Source organism: Thermoleptolyngbya oregonensis NK1-22 (genome assembly GCF_032705245.1).
GTDB classification, from domain to species: Bacteria; Cyanobacteriota; Cyanobacteriia; order Elainellales; family Elainellaceae; genus Thermoleptolyngbya; species Thermoleptolyngbya sichuanensis.
In genome coordinates this window covers 2,943,065-2,967,076 of record NZ_CP053540.1, presented here as the reverse complement: position 1 = coordinate 2,967,076, position 24,012 = coordinate 2,943,065, and the positions used below count along the sequence as shown (strand labels likewise).

Here is a 24,012-nt window from a genome sequence, read left to right as displayed (position 1 = left end):
TAGAGATTGATGGCGATCGCCCCCCACCGGGCTTTGCGTCCTGACAGTGTGCCGACAGGATTCGTGTCCATTGTCGGCGCGGGCCCAGGGCTGCCAGATTACCTGACCTTGCAGGGGCGATCGCGCTTGGAGCAGGCTGAAGCGGTTGTCTACGATGCGCTTGTTTCTCCAGAGTTGCTCGACCTTGCGCCACCAAGCTGCCAGCGTATTCACGTCGGAAAGCGCGGGGGACAACCCAGCCTCAAGCAATCAGAAATCGATCGCCTTTTGGTTGACCTGTGTCAGCAAGGGCTGCAAGTTGTTCGGCTCAAAAGCGGCGACCCGTTCATCTTTGGGCGGACTGCGTCTGAAATTCAGGCCTTGAACGCAGCAGGCTGTCACTTTGAAGTCATCCCTGGCATTTCCTCAGCCCTGGCAGGGCCCCTGCTGGCAAGCATCCCTCTCACAGACCCGGTGCTAAGCCGCAGCTTTGCCGTAGTGAGTGCCCATGAGCCAGATGCGCTCAATTGGCAAGCGCTGGCGGGGATCGATACGCTGGTCGTGCTGATGGGAACCCAGCAGCTTGCGGTCATTGTGGAGCGGTTAATTGCCAACGGGCGATCGCCCCACACCCCCATCGCCATTATTCGCTGGGCCGGGCATCCTCAGCAGCAAGTGTGGACAAGCACTCTGGAAGCGGTCGTACGACAAACCGCCCACGAAGCGCTGTCACCCGCCGTCATTACAATTGGTGAAGTTGTCGCCCTCCGCCCCTATCTCGATCCCCCGTCCTCAGCCCAAAATGGAGTTAGCTCAGTTCCCTCGTCACCTGCAATCGCGCCCGTGTCCAACTCCACCTTGCAGATAAATTCTCCAGCAGACCAGCCCATGCCGCTGCCCCTCTCCGGCAAAACAGTGATAGTAACCCGCGCCGCAGGACAATCTAGCTCCTTTACACAACTCCTGCAAGCCCAGGGCGCAACCGTGTTGGAAATGCCGACTCTGGAGATAGGCCCGCCCTCAAGCTGGGATGCCCTCGATGGGGCGATCGCCCGTCTGTCCAAGTTCCACTGGCTGATCTTGACCTCAACAAACGGGGTTGATGCCTTCTTTCAGCGCCTGTTTGCCCAAAATCAGGACTCCCGCTCCCTAAACGGAATCAAAATCGCTGTGGTTGGACAAAAAACAGCCGCCCAGCTCCAGCACTATGGCATTCAGCCCGACTTTATCCCGCCTGACTTTGTGGCCGATGCCCTAGTCGAGCATTTTCCCGAACCCCTGCAAGGGTTAAACATTCTCTTCCCCAGAGTCGAAACGGGCGGTCGAGACGTTCTCGTTCAGGCTTTTACCCACAGCGGCGCAGCAGTCGTCGAAGTCCCTGCTTACGAATCAGGCTGCGCGAAAGCCATCGCGGCAGAAGTACAACACGCCTTTCAAAACCAAAACGTCGATATCATTACGTTTGCAAGCTCGAAAACAGTACACTGCTTCAAGCAACTTTTCACCGCTTTTTGTCAAACTCTAGGCACTGATCCCAGCTTACTGTCAAGCTCTATCTGCTTGGCATCGATCGGTCCCCAAACCTCACAAGCCTGCCAAGCCGCATTTGGACGAGTGGACATAGAGGCAGAAGAGTATACTTTGGAGGGATTGACGCAAGCATTAGTCAAATGGGCAAAGAGTTCCTAAACAAGCAGGGTGACTCTATGAGCGATTGCGGCTATAGTTCTACCCGGAGTGCGCCCCCCCGCACAATTGGACTCACTGGCGGCGTTGGAATGGGAAAAACCACGATTTCAAACTATCTAGCAACAGTCCGACAACTTCCCGTACTAGATGCCGATGTATATGCACGAGAAGCAGTTGAACCTGGGTGTGCCGTACTCCATGAAATTGTGGAACGATATGGGCCAAGTATCCTCATGCCCAATGGACGACTCGATCGCGCCCGACTCGGAGAAATTATCTTCCATAGTCCGCCAGAACGTCTTTGGATCGAGCAGCGCATTCATCCCTACGTGCGAGATCGTATCACCGCAGAGCTACAGGAATTGGCACGGCGGCGAGAGGCGATCGCAGTCGTCGTCGTGCCACTCCTATTCGAAGCCCGCATGACAGATCTAGTCAACGAAATCTGGGTCGTCAACTGCCCTCGCGAACAGCAAATCGAACGACTCATGCAGCGAGACGTAGAAGGCTCCGGCAACGGCCGCCTCAGCCTAGAACAGATCCACGCTCGCATCGACAGCCAAATGCCAATCAGTCAGAAAATCAGCCACGCTAACGTCATCATTCAAAACACCTCAACCCTGGACGACTTGTTCAAACAGATCGACTGGGCACTCCAACACGCATCAGAATCATCAGCCTCTTGACGCTAGGCAGCAGATAGCGATTCATCAGAATCACTATCACTTCCATCACGCACAATATCCAAATCAATATCCAGCACTGTCATCGACAGTCCAGCCTTTGGAACATTACCGTTGCTTGAAATGTAAGGATTAGGTTCCAAATTTCCCGTACAAATAATTAAAGATCCCTTCTTCAAATACGGGAGCTTGCGCCAGGCCGCAGACCTCTCCCAAATACTTAACGACACCGTAAAAGACTCATCGCGATTTCGAGGACTACGAACGTAAAGCGTTGCCTCAGCAACCTGAGCCTTCTCTCCATTCCGCAAATCAACCGTTTTCATCTGAGCATCAGCGCCCAAATTACCACTGACGATCCATTTGTTCAAACCAACACTCGCCATAATGACGCACCCTGAGTGTGAAAAGCACTTGACAAGGCTATTATTCCCCCCAGAGCAAAAGACATAACAGGGTAATTTAAATAAACAAACCCCCCTCGGAATTAATCATCCGAGGGGGTTTCATTATCGCCCTGGCACCGAGCTATTTTTGCAGGCAGCTACCCACCAACTATCTTCGCCGCAGGTGCGTTTCACAACTCAGTTCGGGATGGATGAGCGTGGTTCCACACCGCCATAGGCACCAGGAAACTTATTGGGTTGTCTAGACTCTCCTCCACACGAGAAATCTTCTTTCCAGAAGACCCCACTAGAAGAGAGAACCCAGAAGGCTGCACAGAAAATCGTCCAGACACACACTTAAATTCAAGACACGAAACAGAGGTCAAGCCCTCGGTCTGTTAGTACTCCTCGACTTCATACATCACTGCACTTCCATCTAGAGCCTATTAACCCGTGTTCTGCGGGTGACCTTACTGGCTTTTGCCATGAGAGTACTCATCTTGAGGTGGGCTTCCCACTTAGATGCTTTCAGCGGTTATCCACTCCGCACTTGGCTACCCTGCGTCTACCGTTGGCACGATAACAGGTACACCAGCGGTGCGTTCTTCCCGGTCCTCTCGTACTAAGGAAGAATCCTCTCAATACTCTTACGCCTGCACCGGATATGGACCGAACTGTCTCACGACGTTCTGAACCCAGCTCACGTACCGCTTTAATGGGCGAACAGCCCAACCCTTGGGACGTACTACCGCCCCAGGTTGCGATGAGCCGACATCGAGGTGCCAAACCTCCCCGTCGATGTGAACTCTTGGGGGAGATCAGCCTGTTATCCCTAGAGTAACTTTTATCCGTTGAGCGACGGCCCTTCCACTCAGCGCCGTCGGATCACTAAGGCCGTGTTTCCACCCTGCTCGAGTTGTAGCTCTCGCAGTCAAGCTCTCTTCTGCCTTTACACTCTACGGCTGATTTCCAACCAGCCTGAGAGAACCTTTGCGCGCCTCCGTTACCTTTTAGGAGGCGACCGCCCCAGTCAAACTGCCCACCTGATACGGTCCCAAAGCCGGATAACGGCATTCAGTTAGAATTCTAGCTCTGACAGAGTGGTATCTCACCGTTGACTCAGCAACCCCCACAAGGATTGCTTCACAGTCTCCCACCTATCCTGCGCAGTCAAAGCCCGAACCCAATACCAGGCTACAGTAAAGCTTCATAGGGTCTTTCTGTCCAGGTGCAGGTAGTCCGTATCTTCACAGACAATCCTATTTCGCCGAGCCTCTCTCCGAGACAGCTCCCAGATCGTTACGCCTTTCGTGCGGGTCGGAACTTACCCGACAAGGAATTTCGCTACCTTAGGACCGTTATAGTTACGGCCGCCGTTCACCGGGGCTTCGGTCGCCAGCTTCGCTTGCGCTGACCGACTTCCTTAACCTTCCGGCACTGGGCAGGCGTCAGCCCCCATACATCGTCTTGCGACTTAGCGGAGACCTGTGTTTTTGGTAAACAGTCGCCTGGGACTCTTCACTGCGACCACCTCTCGGTGGCACCCCTTCTTCCGAAGTTACGGGGCCATTTTGCCGAGTTCCTTAGAGAGAGTTATCTCGCGCCCCTGAGTATTCTCAACCATCCCACCTGTGTCGGTTTAGGGTACGGGCAATATGCAGTTAACGTGTTTAGAGCTTTTCTTGGAAGCCTGACATCACACACTTCGGAGACGTATCTCCTCGTACTCACGCCTCAACTCGGAACGTTTTCGCCGCTCCTCATCGCCTCGGACGCTTGAACCAGTAACCAACCTCTGGCTGTGTTAGCCTTCTCCGTCCCTCTGCACAACTACATATCGGTACAGGAATATTAACCTGTTGTCCATCGACTACGTCCTTCGACCTCGCCTTAGGACCCGACTAACCCTCCGCGGACGAGCCTTCCGGAGGAACCCTTGGGATTTCGGGGCATTGGATTCTCACCAATGTTTGCGCTACTCAAGCCGACATTCTCACTTCTGCTTCGTCCACACCTGCTTCCGCTGATGCTTCTAACTACTACAGAACGCTCCCCTACCGATACATCGATAGATATATCCCACAGCTTCGGTACATCGCTTAGTCCCGTTCATTTTCGGCGCAGGAGCGCTTGACCAGTGAGCTATTACGCACTCTTTTAAGGGTGGCTGCTTCTAGGCAAACCTCCTGGTTGTCTATGCACTCCCACCTCCTTTGCCACTTAGCGATGATTTGGGGACCTTAGCTGGTGGTCTGGGCTGTTTCCCTCTTGACGATGGAGCTTATCCCTCACCGTCTCACTGGCAGAGTGTACACGGGGTATTCAGAGTTTGACTCGATTTGGTACCGCTCTCGCAGCCCGCACCGAATCAGTGCTTTACCCCCCCGCTATAATCTCTACCGCTGCGCCTCAACACATTTCGGGGAGAACCAGCTAGCTCCCGGTTCGATTGGCATTTCACCCCTAACCACAGCTCATCCGCTGATTTTTCAACATCAGTCGGTTCGGACCTCCACTTGGCTTTACCCAAGCTTCATCCTGGCCATGGTTAGATCACCGGGGTTCGGGTCTATAAACACTGACTTTCGCCCTTATCAGACTCGCTTTCGCTTTGGCTTCGCCATTCTCGGCTTAACCTGCCAGTGCCTATAAGTCGCCGGCTCATTCTTCAACAGGCACACCGTCACCCGTTTAATCGGGCTTCGATTGCTTGTAGGCTGACGGTTTCATGTTCTATTTCACTCCCCTCCCGGGGTTCTTTTCACCTTTCCCTCGCGGTACTGGTTCACTATCGGTCACACAGGAGTATTTAGCCTTTCGAGGTGGTCCTCGATGATTCAACCGGAATTCCACGTGCTCCGGCCTACTCGGGATTCAGCTAGTATCTTTAAGCTTTCGACTACAGGACTTTCACCTTCTCTGGTGCAGTATTCAGCTGCTTCGTCTAGCCGCTAGAGTCCATATCGCTGTCCCACAACCCCAGGAGTTAAAACCCCTGGTTTAGGCTCTTCCCGCTTCGCTCGCCGCTACTAAGGGAATCGAGTTTTCTTTCTCTTCCTCCAGCTACTAAGATGTTTCAATTCGCTGGGTTCGCTCTTTCCACCCTATGGATTCAGGTGGTAGTACTGGGGGTTGCCCCATTCGGAAACCCACGGATCAATGCTTGCTTCCAGCTCCCCGTGGCTTATCGCAGGTAACCGCGTCCTTCTTCGCCTCTGTGTGCCTAGGTATCCACCATCAGCCCTTTGTAGCTTGACCACTTTTTCGCTTTCGTCTTGCTTACATTGGTGTCTGTGATAGTGACAGCTTCAATCGACGGCAGGCTGTTATTCTTCCGCCAACTTTCGCTGTCTGCTACCTGACAATTTTCTATGCAGTTTTCAAGGTTCTGGCTGGTTTAATCCAGCAGGCTCTCTTGGTCTTCCTTAACCCGGTGAACAAGATAAGTTGCTGGACTAAGCTAAGTGGACTACTAAACAAGTTGCCTTCTAAACAAGCTGACTAGCTATCGCTTCATGAGGATTCAAGATTCCTCAGTGGAGGTTAGCGGACTCGAACCGCTGACATCCTGCTTGCAAAGCAGGCGCTCTACCAACTGAGCTAAACCCCCATACGAAAATCAGAAAATTGAAGAACGAAGAAAAAACAATGAAAGAACAAGAGCAAAATCTGAAGCCTAGTGCAACTTAAACGATTCGTAAGGAACGATTCGTAAGGTTCCAAGCAAAACTCAAAGACCCGTTGCAGAACAGACTTCGTTACAGAAAAAGTTTCGTAGACTTCGTTACAGAGGCTTTGCTTGCTCTCGTCTCTTTTCCCTCTTCATTCTTCGCTTTTCCCTTTTTCAAAGGTGGGCCATCCTGGACTCGAACCAGGGACCTCACCCTTATCAGGGGTGCGCTCTAACCACCTGAGCTAATAGCCCATAAACCGAACCAGTATAGTTTGGAAGCCCATCTGTAATCCGAACGACCTTGGGATGACCGACTTTGAATCTATTTGCACTGTGCGTTCGACTCTAAAGTGGGTAGGTCTCCCTAAAAGGAGGTGATCCAGCCACACCTTCCGGTACGGCTACCTTGTTACGACTTCACCCCAGTCATCAGCCCTGCCTTCGGCGTCCTCCTCCCGAGGGTTGGAGTAACGACTTCGGGCGTGGCCAACTCCCATGGTGTGACGGGCGGTGTGTACAAGGCCCGGGAACGTATTCACCGCAGTATGCTGACCTGCGATTACTAGCGATTCCTCCTTCATGCAGGCGAGTTGCAGCCTGCAATCTGAACTGAGCCACGGTTTATGGGATTAGCTTGCTCTCGCGAGCTTGCAACCCTTTGTCCGCAGCATTGTAGTACGTGTGTAGCCCAGGACGTAAGGGGCATGCTGACTTGACGTCATCCCCACCTTCCTCCGGTTTGTCACCGGCAGTCTCTCTAGAGTGCCCAACTCAATGATGGCAACTAAAAACGAGGGTTGCGCTCGTTGCGGGACTTAACCCAACATCTCACGACACGAGCTGACGACAGCCATGCACCACCTGTGCTCCAGTTCCCGAAGGCACCCCCTCCTTTCAGAAGGGTTCTGGACATGTCAAGCCCTGGTAAGGTTCTTCGCGTTGCATCGAATTAAACCACATACTCCACCGCTTGTGCGGGCCCCCGTCAATTCCTTTGAGTTTCACTCTTGCGAGCGTACTCCCCAGGCGGGACACTTAACGCGTTGGCTACGGCACTGCCCGGGTCGATACGGGCAACACCTAGTGTCCATCGTTTACGGCTAGGACTACAGGGGTATCTAATCCCTTTCGCTCCCCTAGCTTTCGTCCCTCAGTGTCAGTGCAGGTCCAGTCAGGCGCTTTCGCCACCGGTGTTCTTCCCAATATCTACGCATTTCACCGCTACACTGGGAATTCCCCTGACCCCTACCGCACTCTAGTCGTCCAGTTTCCACTGCTGGTATGCGGTTAAGCCGCACGCTTTAACAGCAGACTTGAACAACCACCTACGGACGCTTTACGCCCAATAATTCCGGATAACGCTTGCATCCTCCGTATTACCGCGGCTGCTGGCACGGAGTTAGCCGATGCTGATTCGATAGGTACCGTCAGAGCTTCTTCCCTATCAAAAGCGGTTTACAACCAATAGGCCGTCCTCCCGCACGCGGTCTTGCTCCGTCAGGCTTGCGCCCATTGCGGAAAATTCCCCACTGCTGCCTCCCGTAGGAGTCTGGGCCGTGTCTCAGTCCCAGTGTGGCTGATCATCCTCTCAGACCAGCTACTGATCGTCGCCTTGGTAGGCTCTTACCCCACCAACTAGCTAATCAGACGCGAGCTCATCCTCAGGCCATAAATGTTTCACCTCTCGGCACATCGGGTATTAGCAGCCGTTTCCAGCTGTTGTCCCCGTCCTAAGGGCAGATTCTCACGCGTTACTCACCCGTCCGCCACTAGGTGCCGAAGCACCCCGTTCGACTTGCATGTGTTAAGCAGACCGCCAGCGTTCATCCTGAGCCAGGATCAAACTCTCCATGTTGTTCTCCATTTAGAGTTTCTTGGCTCCAGAACTCTCGTTCCGGTTTGAGATTACCTAAATAATCTCTTTGTGTTTCGTTAATTCAGAAAAGCTATTCCCTCGTCTCTCGACTCTTCAAGAAAAATCAATCTCTACGAACTAGTTCAAGAGCTAGTCCCTAAATATCAATCTCCCTGAAAAATCTCTGAAATCTCAGAAATAACTCCCCCGATATTTGCATTAACGGGTCACAGATGTTATTCTGGCTTCCAAACTATTATCTTTTCTAGGTTCGGGCGGCGAGACTTTAGCCTTGCTTCGCTTTCACTCCGCTTCGGCTGTCCTCCCGACCGCTTTACTAATGTAGCTCTATCTCCCTATATCTGTCAACACCTTTTTCAAAAAAAACTCCCAGAACTTGAAACTCCCGCTGGGTAAGGGGTTGACCGCTTGATCTGTTTCCTGTCGGGGGAGAGTAGTCCGCAATTGCCTCTCTAAAATTGTCTCAAGATTTTTCTTTGTACGCGCTTTACCACATATCCTTTTTTCCTCGTAAGCGAGCAAAGCTTTGCACGGGGTCTGATGTGTTCATGGCTGCTTGGAGTGCGGGTGTGTCCCATCGCAGAAAAGGATTGGTTTGTTTTTCGACTTCTAGGAGTGATGGCACTGTGGGCTGTTGAAGCTGTTGCTGGCGGAGTGTTTCCTGGTAGCGCAGTTCTAAAGCCTGATTTTCGGGATCGACTGAGAGCGCAAACTGAAGATTCTTCAGCGTGTATTCATGAGCGCACCAGATATTTGTGTTGTCTGGCAAGGCACGGAGTTTGGACAGAGAGTGAACCATTTGAGTGGGAGTGCCTTCAAATAAGCGCCCGCAGCCGCCTGCGAAAAGGGTATCTCCACAGAACAGATCACCTGGATGCCCTGAGCTAGCGGGTGGAAAGTAGTAGGCAATATGAGCGCGGGTGTGGCCGGGGACGAAGAGGATGTCGGCTGGGCGATCGCCCAATACAACGCGATCGCCCTCCTTCAAAAATTGCTGCTGTCCTGGAATCCGTTCCCGATCTTCTGCGCCACCGTAGACCACTGCATCGGGAAAGCGCTGCAACAGTGCCAGGTTGCCCCCGACGTGATCTCGGTGGTGATGCGTATTCAGAATTGCCACAAGCCGAGCATCCAGGCTGAACAAACAGTCCAAGACTGGCTCTGCTTCCGCAGGATCGACAACGGCCGCTTGATGCGTATCAGGGAAATACAGCACAAAGATGTAATTGTCTGACAGGGCTGGAAGACGATGGATTTGCATGGGGAAGTGAGATTGTGTGAGATAGGTTCAGTGGTGTCTAAACGTCTTATCTGATCCTTACCGTAGACTCATTTCAAGCCTGCTGACCAGCGCTACATTTGTGTCCGACCAAGTGCGGGTACAAGCCACCGCCTTTAATTCCAGACAGTAATTCCAGACAGTTACGCCGAGTGGCACAACTTGGCACAAATCAAATCACTCAGCAACGTACAGTGAAGAAGTGTATGCGTACAAATCTGCGTGCCAATTCTGCATACGGGTTTGATTTCGTTTACTGAATCTGCCCTCAGCGGCCTACTGGGCCGATCTACCGCATGGCTTCAGTTGCTCGCAAAAACCTATTTGAGGATATTCCCCGGTTTCTCGTTGCCCAGGCCGGGATCATGTTTGCCGTTAGCTTGGTAACGATTCAGACAGGCATTTTGAACGGATTTAGCCGCTCAACCAGCACCTTAGTTGACGGCTCTAGGGCAGACATTTGGGTTGGGGCCCAGGAAATGGTGAATCTACAGCTTACACTTCCAATTCCGGCAGGAATGGTGCAGCAGGCACAAGCAGTAGAAGGTGTAGCTGTGGCTGAGGCGATGATTACGCGAACCACAACGTGGCGGAGTCCCAGCGGCGACATTTCCACCGTGCAAATTATTGGGTTCGACCCGGCTGGCAGTCTATTTAACTATGGAAACTTGTCGGAGGGCAGGGTAGAGGATTTGCAGCAGCCCTACACCGTGATCCCAGATCAAGCAAACCGAGCGTCGATCCATGTCAGCCAGGTGGGCGATCGCGCCAATATCGGCTCATTGCCAACACGAGTGGTCGGCTTTACGCGAGGCACACAATCGATTGCATCCAGCACCTACGTTTTTACTTCCCTCAAAAACGCAAATGCCTATCTGAATTCTGCTTACACGTCCACCACAAGCTGCCGCTTACAGGACGGTCAACTGATTTGCAGCAACCTGTTTGAGCGGACGATCAATCCCGATGCTGTGCCAGAACCTCGCCCCCTCTCTCCCACAGATGTCATTACCTACGTCTTAGTCAAAGCAGAACCCGGAACCGATCTGGAAGCGCTTAAGCGCCGATTAGAACAAGCCTTGCCTAATACCAAGGCTTATACCAAAGAAGAGATGTCTAATTTGACACAGAGGTATTGGGTGCAGCGCACGGGGATCGGCTTTGTATTAGGCTTAGGTGCTACTGTGGGTGTCATTGTGGGAATGGTAATTGTAGGACAAATTTTATACTCATCGGTCGCCGACCATATTCGAGAATTTGGCACTTTGAAAGCAATGGGCGCATCCGACTGGGTAATTTACCGCATCATCATCGAGCAAGCGCTATGGATGGCAATTTTGGGCTATATTCCCAGCGTGGCGCTGTGTCTAGGGTTAGGAGCCTGGACTTTTGCAACGCAGGGCATCACGATTCTGATTACACCAGTGACCGCCATTGGCATTTTGGGCATTACGGTTGGAATGTGCGTTACTTCAGCACTGTTTGCAATTCAGAAAGTGACCCATGTTGACCCGGCTATTGTGTTCAAGGCTTAGAGGTTTGCAGTTTGGGAAGCTAGATGTGACATTTAAGCCCAGTCAAAACTTTATAAAAACGCAAATATTTTCGTGTCTAGGGTTACGGAGTGTGAGTAGAAAGGCTTATTACACTAGATGAAGATTAAGAGCCGTTTATAGCAGGGATGATGATTTGCAACTCAAGTTGAAGTTTAGATAGGTTTAGATCTGCCCAAAGAGAGACGGATTCCGAATTTGGGGGTTTTGCACGTGAAGCATTGATTAGGACAGGTTTGAGGTCTTCGTATACAGAAAATGGGTGTTCGGTCAATCGGGTGAAGGCAACTTTTGGGCATTCAAACTATCGTGAAGTTATTGCGAGAAGTGAGAGACAAGTCTTAAGGGATGCAACCTGTGAACCAGTTTTGGAGTCTAGTGGGATAGCTTTTTTAGGATTTTAAGTTGATTAGAACTGTGGGCTAACTTTTGACAATTTATTTTGACATCTGGATCTTGCCTTGATTTTGAACACACCCAAATACCCGATGTCAGGATTGGATTGAAGTCACTGAGTGCCTCACAGTTCTATGGTTCAGTCCTTAATCAACCTGTTGTTGTGGATCACGCTGCCGTTTACGTCCTAAGTTCATGACTGTATCGCATCTGAATTTAGCTTCATCCCTCGTAGTGCCTTTGCCGTCTCAGTATTTGGCAGAGCGAGAGCTGACACCTGCTGTGTCGGAGGCGATCGCCACTCGCGGCGTAGAAATGGTGTACGGAGAAGGAGCCGAGCAGTTTCAAGCACTCAGTAACATTAACCTAGAAATTCCCGCAGGCAGCATCCAGCTCTTGATGGGGCCGTCCGGCTCTGGCAAAACGACGCTGCTCTCGATCCTGGCAGGCATCCTGACTCCTTCAAGTGGTAGCGTTCGTCTGCTAGGTCAGGAAATTACTGCAATGTCGCGATCGCAGCTTTCGCAATTTCGCCTGCAAAACATCGGTTTCATCTTTCAGGGCTTTAATCTGTTTCCCGCGCTGACGGCCCTAGAGAATATCGAACTGGCACTGGAGATGAAGGGCATTCGCGGCAAGGCGGCCCGCCATGAGGCACTGTCGCTGCTGGAAGCCGTAGGTCTGGGCAGTCGCGCCAAAAACCTGCCCAAGAACCTCTCCGGCGGACAGAAACAGCGAGTGGCGATCGCCCGCGCCCTGGCTGGAAACCCGCCGCTGATTATGGCAGACGAACCCACGGCAGCCCTCGACTCTACTAGCGGACACGCCGTGATCGATCTGCTCAGCACTCTCGCCAAAGAGCGGGGACGCACCGTTCTCATCGTGACGCACGATCCTCGAATTATGGACGTTGCTGACCGCGTGCTGTATCTGGAAGACGGACGACTGAAATAGCCGCCAAGAAATAGCCGCCAAGTTGCCATTCCAGGTCGCCATTATCAAAAGAGCTTGCCATCGAACATCATCTGGGGGCTATGGCTGGATGTGGAGCGGCTGCGGCCGGGCTGGAGGGCGATCGCCCTGACTCAACTTCGTCCCAAGACTCATCACGAATAGGGTATCCAGCTTTCGCAAAACTTTACTTTGCGCCTAGCGAAGTTCTTCTACAATCCCCGTAACGGCTTTGGCGCTTTGCCCTGGCCCAAAATCCAATCATCTTCTTCAGATTCTTCAGCAGAGCGTTATCTTGATACGGGATTGCCAGAGCATGTCCTGTAGTAACCCTGTAATCGATCCCTATTACGCAAGGGAGCGGCATAGCCGTCATCACTTTGCCACACACCTTGCTTGATCGGGTGCCAAAATCAAGTATCAGATCTGAATCAGAAACAAGCCCAACCAAATCCGCACTCAGACCTTCTCCCGATCAATACGCTCCCAATCAATACAGCCTATTCAGTTTTGGCTCTGTCCGGCGAAACTGCCCATAGCCGCAAAATCGTCCTATACTCCGGTTAAGAAATCTTTCCTAAGTTGTTCTGCTGCCAATTCTGTGTACACTCGATAAAACCTAATCTCAAGTTCATTGCCTTTCGACTGTAATTTCCGATAAGCCTCTTGCAGGCAATTTCTACAAGCTAATCTTCGTATAAGGCAATTTTCACAGTCCCAACTCCTAGTCCTACCTGGTTTCTGCCAAGCCGCAAACTAAGCCTCGCATGACCACTGTTCCTGTTCCACGACAGCCTTCGCAATCGCCTGATTTGCCTGGCGGCACGCCCGCGCCAGACATTACGCCTGTGTTTGCGCTGAAGGAGCTCGTGTCTCGGCTGAACCGGGAACATAACAAAGTCCAAGATTTGCTGAGTTCTCTGGGATTTGCGCTGCGAAGCTTTACCAATCTCAATCAATTTTTAGAGCTAACTCCGCTGATTGCTAGTCGAGTGACTGATGCCGACGGGGGCGCATTGATCCTATTTCGCCCCAACGGGCAATTACGCCTTGAGCGAATTCACTGCCAGGATGGACACAATTGCCAGACCATTCGCAAGGCCTTGGAAACGGCGACGCTACAGCTTACGGCTTCGTCTCCCACTGTGGGAACAGCGCTGGTTCCATCGGCCGATTTGACGGCGGCCCTCGACTATCAGGTCAATCGCCACTTGGGCGCAGACGTGCAGATGTTTGGCACAGCGATTTTGTCTAAAAACGAGGAGCGGGGGCGGCTCTATGTCTTCAGCTATGACCCGAACTATGAGTGGACAGAGACGCGGCAGAAGCTGGTGAGGCTGGTGGCGGATCAGACTGCGGTGGCGATCGCCACAGACGAACTCACTGTCGAACTCCGCAAAAAAGAGCGCCTGGATCGAGAACTAGAAATTGGCGAAGAAATCCAGCGGCAGCTTTTGCCCCGCCAGTGTCCCCAAATCGAAGGACTAGAACTGGCAGCCCGCTGCAAAAACGCCAACCGCGTCGGCGGCGACTATTACGACTTCATCCCGGTGAACTATGACCAGGTACGCGCCAAAAAGGGCACGCTGAGCAACTGCAACCGCTGGAGTATTACGATTGGCGACGTGATGGGCAAGGGCGTTCCGGCTGGGCTGATTATGACCATGCTGCGGGGAATGTTGCGGGCAGAGGTGCTGAACGGACACCAGCCCTCGCGGATTTTGCAGCACTTGAACCACGTCATGTACGCGGATTTAGAAAACTCTAACCGCTTTGTGACGCTGTTTTATTCCGAATACAACACCGAAACCCAGGTCTTGTCCTACAGCAACGCTGCCCATAACCCGCCGCTGCTGTGGCAAGCCGCGACAGGCAAAATCACCCGGCTAGACACGCTGGGAATGTTGATTGGGCTGGATGTGGATACGCAGTATTTCGACGCGCAGGTGCAGTTGGCTCCGGGTGATACAGTCATCTATTTCACTGACGGATTTACTGATGCGGCTAGCCCGAACGGCGATCGCTACGACGAAGAAAACCTAGTGAAAGATGTCGAGTATGCTTGCCAAACCTACGGCAACCCGCAGGAAATTTTGGAATATCTGTTTGGGCAGGTGCAGCAGTTTGTCGGGGCGGGGCGCGATGCCAACGACGACATGACGCTAATCGTCATGCGGGTCAAGCCCGAATAGTGGGGCTAAAACCAGGCGAGCCGCAGTTCCGGTTTCTATGCCTGAGTCCTAAATGAGTGCCCGTCTACGCAATTTGGACTATTTCTAGAGTTATAAAAAAGTCTGGGCGGGCTGCTGAAATTGCCAACCTTCAGAGGATGAAATGCTGTCAGCCTGTTGAATAAGGTGTGGATGTAGCTAATTGGTTTAGGTATATTCATGGCTTTCAAAAACTATGGACGGCTGGCAGGCGGGGCGATCGCCCTTGTTTCCGCAGGAATGGTTGGTTGTGCCCTCACCCCTCCAACACCGCCCACCCAGGTTGACCCAGCCCCAAATCAAGCCCCTGCGGATTCCCAAACCGCTCCCCAGGGCGTGAATCCGGCCCAGCCAGCGCCAACCGCTGCCCAGGATGGTTCCAATCCCGCTGCAAGCCAGCCCGTTGACAACCAGCCCATCGCTCAGGCAACAACGGGTAGCGACCCCCTTAGCCAGTTGCTCTCTACGCGCCAGTGTGTCGGCTGCAACCTGCAAGGGGTCGATCTAGAACGGGCAGATCTTCGCGGCGTAGACCTGAGCAACGCCAACCTGACAGGGGCTGACCTCGAAAAAGCCGACCTGAGCAATGCCAACCTGAGCGGGGCTAATTTGACCAATGCGGATCTGGAAGAAGCCAACTTAACAGGTGCGAATTTGCAAAATGCGAACTTGACCCGCGCAGATCTGGAAGATGCGAACCTGACGAATGCCAATGTGACGGGCGCAAACTTTACCGGAGCCGATTTGGACGGCGTGATCGGACTACAACGCTAGGGGCGATCGCCCAGAGGGGGGCGGAAACCTTTCGGAACTCAGAACGTTTTACAGCGCTAGCCATGTTTGTTGTGGGGTGGCAGTGCCGCCTCACAGCAACACCTGCGTCCTCGTGAAAGGACTCAGGGCTTGCGATAAGTTTTCTGGGTTTTAGATAATTTCTCACGGGCTGCGCCCGCGAGAAATCGTCCAACTGCGTAAGTCCTAGGACTACGGCCATAGGAGAAGATTCCAAGCGGGGATTGAGCGCCAAGCCTTCTTAGCAAGCCAGCACCATAGCTGGATCAAACACTTGCAAATTACGGTATATTCCGTAGTATTTTATGGCTGCCGCAAATCAGCGGTCGCTTCAGGATCATTTCACGAGGCTTCAATCCCCATGATGTGGATCGATTTGGCGCATCACGCCTTGACGTGGGTTTCTAGTGCCCCTAGTTTTGCCGACCCTGCAAGCTGGAGTCTGGCGCCCGACGGGCTACTGTGGCACTGGCACCTTGATTATCCAACGCTGGCACAACAGTTTGATACGGACGTATTTGCTGGGGTGCGGCGGGCAGCAGACAACTTTGTAAAAACTGGTCAGGTTTGGGCACTGCTGATTGGCATTGTCATTGGCTATCTGCTGCGCGGTTTTACAACCTATGGCTAGATTCATCAGCGGATGTTATACGGTTTTGGGTAGCGCGAACTACTTAAAATCGTCTCTTTTAATGCAGCAATGTCAGGCAGGAGTCGTCAAAACTGGCAGCAATAGCTAAACCCTATAGCTAAACCCCATAGCAAGGGCAGTCCCACCGCAAGGGCAATTGCTAAACCAATCGCTGAACATTTATCTGAGCATTTACTCTTAGGACAAGATTTTGGTCAATCCTTCTCCGCAGCAAACCTGGAGCCAGCGATTTGAGTCGGCTTTGCATCCGGCGATCGCCCGCTTTAACGCCAGCATCGGCTTCGACATCGAGCTAATCGAATATGACCTGACGGGTTCGCAAGCCCACGCCAAAATGCTGGCCCACACAGGCATTATCTCTCCCGAAGAGGGCGAACAGTTGGTGGCCGGGCTAGAGCAAATTCGCCAGGAATATCGATCGGGACAGTTTAACCCCGGCATCGACGCGGAGGACGTGCATTTTGCTGTGGAACGGCGGCTGACAGAAATCGTCGGCGATGTGGGCAAAAAGCTGCACACCGCGCGATCGCGCAATGACCAGGTAGGCACCGACACGCGGCTTTATCTGCGCGACCAAATTGGGCAAATCCGCCAGCAGTTGCGCCAGTTTCAGTCGGTGCTATTTGCTCTGGCAGAACAGCATGTGGAAACGCTGATTCCTGGCTATACACACCTGCAACGGGCGCAGCCGCTGAGTTTGGCGCACCACCTGCTGGCCTATTTCGACATGGCACAGCGCGACTGGGAGCGGCTGGGCGATGTATATCGTCGGGTTGACCTGCTGCCGCTGGGGTCTGGGGCGCTGGCAGGCACAACCTTTCCGATCGATCGCCACTATTCCGCCGAGCTACTGGGCTTTGGCGGCGTATATTCCAACAGCCTGGATGGGGTGAGCGATCGCGATTTTGCCATCGAGTTCCTCTGCGCCGCCAGCCTAATCATGGTTCACCTATCGCGCCTGTCGGAGGAGGTGATCCTCTGGGCATCGGAGGAATTTAGCTTTGTAACGCTGAAAGATAGCTGTTCCACAGGGTCCAGCATTATGCCCCAAAAGAAAAATCCCGACGTGCCAGAACTGGTGCGCGGCAAAACCGGGCGCGTGTTTGGGCACTTGCAAGCCCTGTTGGTGCTGATGAAAGGATTGCCGCTGGCCTACAACAAAGACTTGCAGGAAGACAAGGAAGCTCTGTTCGACGCGGTAAAGACAGTGCGCGGCTGCCTGGAGGCTATGACCATCCTGCTGCAAGAGGGCATGGAGTTTCGCACCGAGCGGCTAAACAGCGCCGTTGCCGAAGACTTTTCCAACGCGACCGACGTGGCGGACTACCTCGCCGCCAAGGGCGTGCCTTTCCGCGAGGCGTACAATCTGGTGGGCAAAGTTGTGAAAACCTCTCTGGCGGCAGGCAAACTGCTAAAAGACCTGACGCTAGAAGAGTGGCAGTCGCTGCATCCCGCCTTTGAGAATGACATCTACGAGGCGATCGCCCCTGCCCGCGTGGTCTCCGCCCGCAACAGCTACGGCGGCACGGGGTTTGACCAGGTTCGTCAGGCCCTCGACCGGGCCCGCGCTCACCTCAGCGAACCTTAGAAACCGAACCTTAGAAGCCCATGACACAGCCTCCCGACAGGCTTGCAAGAAGACGTGGACTGCTGCCCTATATCCGCCGTCATCTGCGCGTGCTGGGGCTATTCTGGGAAACGGCGATCGCCGCCGAGTTGGAATATCGGATTAACTTTGTGCTGGCCACCCTCAGCAGCCTGGGCAGTTTGGCAGGTAGCCTGTTCGGACTGTTCCTCTTTTACCGCACAGGCTACAGCTTTCAGGGGTGGAGTTGGGAAGAGGCGCTGGTCGTGCTGGCCATGTTCACGTTGCTCCAGGGCTTTTCCGCCACCTTCCTCTCGCCCAACCTCAGCCAAATCGTGAAACAGGTGCAGTTGGGCACACTGGATTTTGTCTTGCTAAAGCCCATCAGCGCCCAGTTCTGGCTGTCTACACGCACCGTGTCGCCCTGGGGCATCCCTGATCTGATGTTTGGGTTGATGATGCTGGGCTATGCCGGATCGCGGCTGGGGCTGCCCGTGGGGGTGTACGGCATTGGGGCGATCGCCCTTGCCCTGGGGCTGGTCACCCTCTACAGCCTGTGGTTCATTCTGGGAGCCACTAGCATCTGGTTCGTCAAGGTGTATAACGTGACGGAAGTGCTGCGGGGTCTGCTGGAGGCGGGGCGCTTTCCTACGGCTGCCTATCCCGCCGCCTATCGATTTTTCTTTACCTTCATCGTGCCCGTGGCGTTTCTCACCACAATTCCGGCAGAGGCTTTGCTGGGTCGCACTGCCTGGGGCTGGATCGGCGCGTCTGCTGGGCTGGCGATCGCCCTATTCCTCTTTGCCCAACAGTTCTGGCGCTTCGCCCTGCGGTTTTACACCAGCGCCTCCAGCTAGCCTGCAACGACCGGTACAGTCCGTAAAACACCCTCTAAAAGCGGAACATATCTGCGCGGAACATATCTGCAAGCTTTGCCTAAGGTTAGCCAGGGATCTTGCGGATCTCGTATTTGCTATGTATGTATCTTCGTCTTCGATCTGCGCTATCCGTGTCGGTATCTCAAGCGTATGTAAGCAAGCGTATGTAACTGTAACTAAGTGTATGTAACTAAGTGTATGTAACGTGTATGTAACCAACTAACCGTATGCTGGAGGGTCTGTAGCTCAGCCGTCCTGTTATTACTTCACATCAGGGTTCGGTTTTTACGCATACGCCAGCCAGCCCAAAATCCAAAATCCTCTAACTCACTCGCTCAGCCATCACCGCATAAAACGGATCGCCCCCGCCCATACCCAGCAGTTGCAGAAACGGGGGCACTGACGGCTGACGAGCAATCGTCTCAATCTTGCCAAAGCCAGGAATCTGCTCGAAGTAGCGTTTTACCAGTTCTACCCGCTGCGGTTCCGATGCTTCTACCCACGCCTGAATTGCCTTCTGGAAAAACATCCGGTTAGAAAAGCTGACGATAGCAAGGCCACCTGGTTTCAGGATGCGATAGATTTCGGCAAACACAGCCTCCGGTCGCTGTAAATACTGCACCGACACCGTATTTAGCACCGCATCAAAGGACTGATCGGGCAGCGGCAAAAGCTGATTCTGGTTCAGATTCTGCACAAAGTAGTGATTAAGCCGGGGATTTCGCGCCAACTCCTCCGCGTTCATGCCGTGACCCTCCACATGGGCGAAGGTCATCTCCTCTGGCAAATGAGACACCCAGCTACTCATCATGTCCAGGATGCGAGTATCCGGCTTCAGCCGTTCCCGGTACAGATCGGTCAACTGCTGAATAAACCCGTCATCTACATGGGTCACGAAACGCGGATAGTCGTAGAACAGCGCATCGTCTGTTTCGTCAAGCTTGCGCCGCTGGGCAGGTTCCAGAATCATCGGGGGTATTGATATTTAGACACCTCACCTTCCAGTATATTGCGAAATATTAAGCAGGCGACGCGCTGCTGGAGTTGACTCGCACGCTATGCCCAACCCTCGGTCACTGCGTCACCGCTGCGTCTCCCACTTCACCCCTGCATCACCCCTGCGTCCACCCCTGCCTCACCCCCAACGGTGAACTACCCCACAACTCCAATCAAACTTTCATGCTTCACCAATACTCCTGGCTCCCGCTGGATGGGTAGCACATTCAGCAGATCTGTTTGGGAGCAGTATTTCAAATCTTCGTGGCAGTGCAGGCGCAGCAGGCGTTTGCCGTGGGTGGCGTGGTGCAGAAGTTCCAGCAGACGATCTTGCCACTGGCTGTAGAGACTCACTGCGCTGATCAGTTCGTCGTTGCCCGCGAGGTCTTCTAGCGGAACGCCGAGTTCCACCTGCAATCGATGGGCGATCGCCCCCGCACAGACCGTATCCTCCAGCGAAAATGACCCTTCCCAGCCAGAGCCGACCAGCCACACGGTTTCGGGGCGGCGAGCCAGCAGATAATCTACAACAGCCTGACGGTTGACCAGTGCAGCGGCGATCACCGTTTCGGCAGACTGGATCGAGGTTAGCGCACGAGTGCCATTCGTGGTGCTGATGAACAGTCGCCGCCCCGTCACCACCTCTGGCGTGCAGTCCAGCGGCGAGTTGCCAAAGTCAAACCCTTCTACCTTTGCGCCGCCCCGTTCTCCCGCCCGAATCCGCTTCTCAGGGGCCCAAGATTCGCTCACCCGCATCAGCTCGTTGAGGTCGCTAAACACCTGAACCGCTTCGGCTCCAGCGTTGAGTGCGGTGGCCATGGTGCTGGTTGCCCGGAGTACGTCGATGGCGATCGCACAGTCGGGCGTTTTGCCGGAAGGAATCAGTTCCGGTGTGTGGAAAACGAACAGATTCACAGGTTGACCTTGTTAAGAAATACTGCCGACTAACATCTTACGTTGTCTTGTGTCGGCTATCTCAGGCAAAACCATGCAAGAAAACTTGCAGATAGATTAACTAATCTCTGAGCATGGCGCGGAAACTACGCATCCTTCGCCCTGCCAGCAACCTCCCAAAGAGTATTAAACCACTTTCAGAGAATTCTCGATTGCTCCGCTACAAGCCCCGATTCTGCGCGTCTAGAAACCGCAGTTGTTGATATAGCGTTTGAATCTGAGGCAAGTGGGCCCCCGCCGCCTGAGCTGCCCGCAGCGGATTGCCATACATCGCTTCTACTTCCAGCGGGCGCTTTTCGTCGTAGTCAATCTTCATGCTGGTGCGATAGGGCTTCATTTTTGCCGTGTGATCTAGCATGGTCTGCACAAATTCTGGGGCGATCGCCCGTCCTTGGGCCGCTGCCCCTTTCATCACTTCCTCCATCAGTGCCTCGGCGAGCGATCGCGCATCAGGGTTGGCCATCATGTCCTGCGTCGTCGCATTCAGCACAACGGATAGCCCGTTAAAGGGAATGTTCCACATCAGCTTTTTCCAGCGGGCCAGCACCAGATCCTCAGCCAGTTCAATGGGAATGTCTGCCCGCTCAAAATCTGCCGCGATCCGCCGCATTCGGTCGGTAATGCCTACTGCCTCCCCCGCCGCGCTGTATTCACCCATCGAAATTTTTTTATAGTCCAGATGGCGAATGTGCCCCGGCCCGACTTTGTTGGAGCAAAGGAAACACAGCCCACCCAGAACGCGCTCTGGGCCGGCGATCGCCGCTGCCTCAGCCTCTACCCCCAGCCCGTTTTGCAGCACCAGCACCACGCCATCATCCTTCACCACGGGCGGCAGCAGGGCTGGCAGCAGGTGATTTTGGGTCGTCTTCAGCGCCACAATCACAACATCGCAGCGCGGCATATCGGGCGATCGCCGATAGGCATTCACCTGCGGCAGCACAAAATCCCCATCCGGCGACTCGATCACCAGCCCTTGCCGCTGCACTAGGTCAAAATCGCTCCGCAATAAGTAGTGAACCTCCAGCCCTGCTTTTTGCAAACACGCGCCATAGTAGCCGCCCAGCGCCCCCGTACCCAAGACGGCGTAGGTCAATCCTGAAGCCGTATCCATGCTGCTGTCCTCTTTGCCCGCAAGTTTGCCCGCAAGTAAAGTCTACACAAATAGGACTTACTACTCTGTAAATTAAGTATCTGACGGTTTTACTCCCACTGGTTCAGGTCGAATGTTGTCGTAGTGACGACTAAGTTTGCTCCTGGCAGTTTCAATCGAAAACTGCCAGTCGATTTTGATATGTTGCTCATGACGTTCTGCAACCAACGCTAAAACTTGCCGTTTTAATTCTTCTATCGTAGGAATGCGTTGATGCAAGCAACCGCGTGCCAACGCCGACAACTCAATCTCAATCATGTTGAGCCAACTCGCGGATTTCGGTGTGTAGTAAAACTCAAACCGTTGAGCTAAAGCGAACGCCTCGGCCGCAGGTAAATTTTCATAGAAGGAACTGGCATTGTGGGTGTTGAGATTGTCTTGTATCAGGCGAATTTTACAGGCCTGGGGGTACTGAGTCGCCAGCGCTTGGCAGAACAAGGTGTATTCTGGTTTGGTGCGTTGCGGGTACACCTGAGCTAGACGGTTTCCCGTTAAGGGTTCAATTGACGCTAACAAGGCACAAGAGCCATTTTTTTCATAGCTGTAGTGTTCTTTGTAGACATGACCCGCTCGCATCAGCAACGGGGCAACAACCTCACCGATGAGAAAACAGGGACGCTCATCGAAGCAGACCACCGGGTAGGCAGGGTCATAAGGTTGGGCGTACAACCAAAGGATCTGTTCCATTTGAGCAATAAAGCGGCTATCCAATTGACCCAGACACCACGTCTGCTTGAGGTGAGGCTTCAACTCGTTTTTTTGAGAATCTTCGCGACTTGCGTATGTGAAATGCTCTGGCAATAGTTCAGTTCAACCGCCTTATCCGCCAGCAGACGCAAGTCCCAGCGGTCATGACCGACCGGGGCTTCACTACAAGCTAAGGCCGTAATCTTGGCTCGTTGCTCACCATCAAACTCGATTGGGCGACCCGAGCGGGGCTTGTCATGCAGCATCTGCAATCCTTCCTGTTCATAGCGCTCGCGCCATGCTCGCACCGTCGTCTCTGAGACACTTAAGGTCGTCGCAACGGCACTTACGGGTTTGCCTCGGTCAAGTTCCAGTAAACCAGTCGCCCGCTTAAACTGCCGGGCTCCCAGTTGACCCTTACGCAACAAATTCTCTAGGTAATCGCGGTCGGTTGGACGCAGTTCGACTTGGCACTTTTTCATCTCTACTCAGCTAACAATAGGACTGTGAACAGTCTACTACTCACTCGCTTGAGTCCAAAAAACTTAATTTACAAAGTACTTACGCACTTGCGATTAAGTTGTCTGGGTTTTGGACGATTTCTCGCGGGCTGCGCCCACGAAAAATCGTCCAACTGCATAACTCCTAACAAAGACAAACATAGGATTTCTGTCCTATGCGGGCAGCAGCGGCAGCAGGAGCGTCACGAAATAGTAAACCAGTGGCGCGGTGAATACATAGCTATCGGCGCGATCGAGGATGCCACCATGCCCCGGAATGAGTTGCCCAGAATCCTTTACGCCCGCGTCGCGCTTCATCATCGATTCCGTCAGGTCACCCAGCAGGCTAGCAATGCCGATGATGAGTCCTAGCGCCATCCCCGTCAGCGGAAAGCCCGGCCACCGCAGCAGCCAAGATCCGATCGTCCCGACCGCGACGCTGCCCAACACCCCCAACACTGCCCCTTCTACCGTTTTCTTGGGGCTAATCGCAGACAGGCGCGTTTTGCCAAACAGCTTGCCAAACACATAGGCCCCAATATCCGCAGCCCAGATGCAGCCAAAGGCGATGAGCATCGTCGTCAGCCCTGGCGGTAGGGCTTGCCAATCGTCCCAGGAGAGGGGCCAAAAGCCATTTAGCGGTAGGTTGCTGACTTCTGCCTGGCCGAGCGATCGCAGCCTCACCCAATAGCTCGGCAGATAGCCGCCGTAGAATAGCCCCAAAATGGAGGCAGAAATGTCGGCGATCGTCGCCAGTTTGGGCTGAAACAGCAGGTAAAAGCAAATGCAGGTTCCAGCGACGGGCACCACCGCATCAGCCAGCGTGGGGGAGAGCGTGGCCGTTACCAGGATCAGCTGGCTGACGGCTAGCGTCGTCTTGGCAGCCGGGGCCATGCCCTTGGCGCGGCAAAGCTGGAAATACTCTAATTGCCCCAAATACACCATCAGCGCAACACCCAGGGTGAAATACCACCCGCCCAAACACACCATTCCCAAGGCAAGAATGATGGCGATGATAGCGCTGAGAACTCGGGGCGATGCCATAGAAAATTAAGAGATGGGGCAATCAATCCGCAATAAAGAAACCGTAAAGAAGGACTTAAGCAGAGGTTAAAGACTACTCTGGCACACTTTGGCGTGCAT

17 protein-coding genes, 2 tRNA genes and 3 rRNA genes are annotated in these 24,012 nt (G+C 53.5%); 9 read left to right on the top strand and 13 right to left on the bottom strand.

Annotated elements, in window-relative coordinates:
* Positions 1 to 9 precede the first annotated feature (9 nt).
* Together cobA and coaE are read left to right on the top strand one after the other, a co-directional pair.
* Entirely contained in the window at positions 10 to 1,668 is a 1,659-nt protein-coding gene (gene cobA, locus HNI00_RS12710; protein WP_316786686.1) for a uroporphyrinogen-III C-methyltransferase, read from the top strand.
* The gene (gene coaE, locus HNI00_RS12705) at positions 1,650 to 2,354 is read left to right on the top strand and encodes a dephospho-CoA kinase (RefSeq protein WP_316786684.1); all 705 of its coding nucleotides are present in this window, start codon (positions 1,650 to 1,652) and stop codon (positions 2,352 to 2,354) included. The genes cobA and coaE overlap by 19 nt, the downstream gene beginning before the upstream one ends.
* Before the next feature lie 2 nt (positions 2,355 to 2,356).
* On the opposite strand, the gene HNI00_RS12700 is transcribed toward coaE, so the two are convergent.
* The 7 genes from HNI00_RS12700 to gloB form a co-directional block, all read right to left on the bottom strand.
* Positions 2,357 to 2,737, bottom strand: a complete 381-nt coding sequence (locus HNI00_RS12700; RefSeq protein ID WP_297087195.1) for a single-stranded DNA-binding protein — start codon at positions 2,735 to 2,737, stop codon at positions 2,357 to 2,359.
* A 129-nt stretch (positions 2,738 to 2,866) separates the two neighbouring features.
* Positions 2,867 to 2,983: ribosomal RNA gene (gene rrf, locus HNI00_RS12695) — 5S ribosomal RNA — on the bottom strand.
* A gap of 132 nt (positions 2,984 to 3,115) precedes the next feature.
* Positions 3,116 to 5,995 (bottom strand): 23S ribosomal RNA (locus HNI00_RS12690).
* A 279-nt stretch (positions 5,996 to 6,274) separates the two neighbouring features.
* Positions 6,275 to 6,347, bottom strand: a tRNA-Ala gene (locus HNI00_RS12685).
* Between the two features lie 241 nt (positions 6,348 to 6,588).
* Positions 6,589 to 6,662 (bottom strand) — tRNA-Ile (locus HNI00_RS12680).
* 115 nt (positions 6,663 to 6,777) lie between these two features.
* Positions 6,778 to 8,265, bottom strand: a 16S ribosomal RNA gene (locus HNI00_RS12675).
* The 16S, 23S and 5S rRNA genes sit together here with 2 tRNA genes alongside, the layout of an rRNA operon.
* A 508-nt stretch (positions 8,266 to 8,773) precedes the next feature.
* Positions 8,774 to 9,547 (bottom strand): hydroxyacylglutathione hydrolase, encoded by a 774-nt coding sequence (gene gloB / locus HNI00_RS12670; RefSeq protein WP_316786680.1) that lies wholly within the window; start codon positions 9,545 to 9,547, stop codon positions 8,774 to 8,776.
* A 314-nt stretch (positions 9,548 to 9,861) separates the two neighbouring features.
* On the opposite strand from gloB, the gene HNI00_RS12665 reads away from it, so the two are divergent.
* The 7 genes from HNI00_RS12665 (at position 9,862) to HNI00_RS12635 (ending at position 18,561) form a co-directional block, all read left to right on the top strand.
* Positions 9,862 to 11,100, top strand: coding sequence for an FtsX-like permease family protein (locus HNI00_RS12665; protein ID WP_316786679.1), 1,239 nt, complete (start codon positions 9,862 to 9,864; stop codon positions 11,098 to 11,100).
* 609 nt (positions 11,101 to 11,709) lie between these two features.
* Positions 11,710 to 12,468: an ABC transporter ATP-binding protein gene (locus tag HNI00_RS12660; protein ID WP_316786677.1), complete on the top strand. Its 759-nt coding sequence runs from the start codon at positions 11,710 to 11,712 to the stop codon at positions 12,466 to 12,468.
* Between the two features lie 764 nt (positions 12,469 to 13,232).
* Positions 13,233 to 14,657, top strand: coding sequence for a PP2C family protein-serine/threonine phosphatase (locus HNI00_RS12655; RefSeq protein ID WP_316786675.1), 1,425 nt, complete (start codon positions 13,233 to 13,235; stop codon positions 14,655 to 14,657).
* A gap of 198 nt (positions 14,658 to 14,855) precedes the next feature.
* Entirely contained in the window at positions 14,856 to 15,449 is a 594-nt protein-coding gene (locus tag HNI00_RS12650) for a pentapeptide repeat-containing protein (RefSeq protein WP_316786673.1), read from the top strand.
* 379 nt (positions 15,450 to 15,828) lie between these two features.
* The gene (locus HNI00_RS12645; RefSeq protein ID WP_216655295.1) at positions 15,829 to 16,098 is read left to right on the top strand and encodes a hypothetical protein; all 270 of its coding nucleotides are present in this window, start codon (positions 15,829 to 15,831) and stop codon (positions 16,096 to 16,098) included.
* A gap of 211 nt (positions 16,099 to 16,309) precedes the next feature.
* Positions 16,310 to 17,707, top strand: a complete 1,398-nt coding sequence (argH, locus tag HNI00_RS12640; protein ID WP_205371133.1) for an argininosuccinate lyase — start codon at positions 16,310 to 16,312, stop codon at positions 17,705 to 17,707.
* Positions 17,708 to 17,727: 20 nt separating this feature from the next.
* Positions 17,728 to 18,561 carry an ABC transporter permease gene (locus HNI00_RS12635; RefSeq protein ID WP_316786668.1) on the top strand — a complete coding sequence of 278 codons (834 nt, stop codon included), beginning with the start codon at positions 17,728 to 17,730 and terminating at the stop codon, positions 18,559 to 18,561.
* 343 nt (positions 18,562 to 18,904) lie between these two features.
* Here HNI00_RS12635 and HNI00_RS12630 read toward each other — a convergent pair whose 3' ends face one another.
* The 6 genes from HNI00_RS12630 to HNI00_RS12605 form a co-directional block, all read right to left on the bottom strand.
* On the bottom strand, positions 18,905 to 19,552 hold the full coding sequence (locus tag HNI00_RS12630) for a class I SAM-dependent methyltransferase (RefSeq protein ID WP_316786665.1): 648 nt from the start codon (positions 19,550 to 19,552) through the stop codon (positions 18,905 to 18,907).
* A 182-nt stretch (positions 19,553 to 19,734) separates the two neighbouring features.
* The gene (locus tag HNI00_RS12625; RefSeq protein WP_316786663.1) at positions 19,735 to 20,493 is read right to left on the bottom strand and encodes a 2-phosphosulfolactate phosphatase family protein; all 759 of its coding nucleotides are present in this window, start codon (positions 20,491 to 20,493) and stop codon (positions 19,735 to 19,737) included.
* 199 nt (positions 20,494 to 20,692) lie between these two features.
* The gene (locus HNI00_RS12620; RefSeq protein WP_316786661.1) at positions 20,693 to 21,643 is read right to left on the bottom strand and encodes a putative 2-dehydropantoate 2-reductase; all 951 of its coding nucleotides are present in this window, start codon (positions 21,641 to 21,643) and stop codon (positions 20,693 to 20,695) included.
* Between the two features lie 72 nt (positions 21,644 to 21,715).
* Positions 21,716 to 22,393 (bottom strand): IS630 family transposase, encoded by a 678-nt coding sequence (locus tag HNI00_RS12615; protein WP_316793427.1) that lies wholly within the window; start codon positions 22,391 to 22,393, stop codon positions 21,716 to 21,718.
* 35 nt (positions 22,394 to 22,428) lie between these two features.
* Complete coding sequence (locus HNI00_RS12610) at positions 22,429 to 22,851, bottom strand: helix-turn-helix domain-containing protein (protein WP_297078364.1); 423 nt, start codon at positions 22,849 to 22,851, stop codon at positions 22,429 to 22,431.
* A 192-nt stretch (positions 22,852 to 23,043) separates the two neighbouring features.
* On the bottom strand, positions 23,044 to 23,913 hold the full coding sequence (locus HNI00_RS12605) for a phosphatidate cytidylyltransferase (RefSeq protein WP_316786655.1): 870 nt from the start codon (positions 23,911 to 23,913) through the stop codon (positions 23,044 to 23,046).
* Positions 23,914 to 24,012 lie beyond the last annotated feature (99 nt).

Excerpts from the sequence above, each read along its gene's own strand:
- coaE (WP_316786684.1), top strand. The coding sequence starts at position 1,650 with ATGGGCAAAGAGTTCCTAAACAAGCAGGGTGACTCTATGAGCGATTGC.
- HNI00_RS12650 (WP_316786673.1), top strand. The coding sequence starts at position 14,856 with ATGGCTTTCAAAAACTATGGACGGCTGGCAGGCGGGGCGATCGCCCTT.
- HNI00_RS12645 (WP_216655295.1), top strand. The coding sequence starts at position 15,829 with ATGATGTGGATCGATTTGGCGCATCACGCCTTGACGTGGGTTTCTAGT.
- HNI00_RS12660 (WP_316786677.1), top strand. The coding sequence starts at position 11,710 with ATGACTGTATCGCATCTGAATTTAGCTTCATCCCTCGTAGTGCCTTTG.
- HNI00_RS12635 (WP_316786668.1), top strand. The coding sequence starts at position 17,728 with ATGACACAGCCTCCCGACAGGCTTGCAAGAAGACGTGGACTGCTGCCC.
- cobA (WP_316786686.1), top strand. The coding sequence starts at position 10 with ATGGCGATCGCCCCCCACCGGGCTTTGCGTCCTGACAGTGTGCCGACA.
- HNI00_RS12630 (WP_316786665.1), bottom strand. The coding sequence starts at position 19,552 with ATGATTCTGGAACCTGCCCAGCGGCGCAAGCTTGACGAAACAGACGAT.
- HNI00_RS12610 (WP_297078364.1), bottom strand. The coding sequence starts at position 22,851 with ATGAAAAAGTGCCAAGTCGAACTGCGTCCAACCGACCGCGATTACCTA.
- HNI00_RS12605 (WP_316786655.1), bottom strand. The coding sequence starts at position 23,913 with ATGGCATCGCCCCGAGTTCTCAGCGCTATCATCGCCATCATTCTTGCC.
- HNI00_RS12700 (WP_297087195.1), bottom strand. The coding sequence starts at position 2,737 with ATGGCGAGTGTTGGTTTGAACAAATGGATCGTCAGTGGTAATTTGGGC.
- HNI00_RS12620 (WP_316786661.1), bottom strand. The coding sequence starts at position 21,643 with ATGGATACGGCTTCAGGATTGACCTACGCCGTCTTGGGTACGGGGGCG.
- HNI00_RS12665 (WP_316786679.1), top strand. The coding sequence starts at position 9,862 with ATGGCTTCAGTTGCTCGCAAAAACCTATTTGAGGATATTCCCCGGTTT.
- gloB (WP_316786680.1), bottom strand. The coding sequence starts at position 9,547 with ATGCAAATCCATCGTCTTCCAGCCCTGTCAGACAATTACATCTTTGTG.
- HNI00_RS12655 (WP_316786675.1), top strand. The coding sequence starts at position 13,233 with ATGACCACTGTTCCTGTTCCACGACAGCCTTCGCAATCGCCTGATTTG.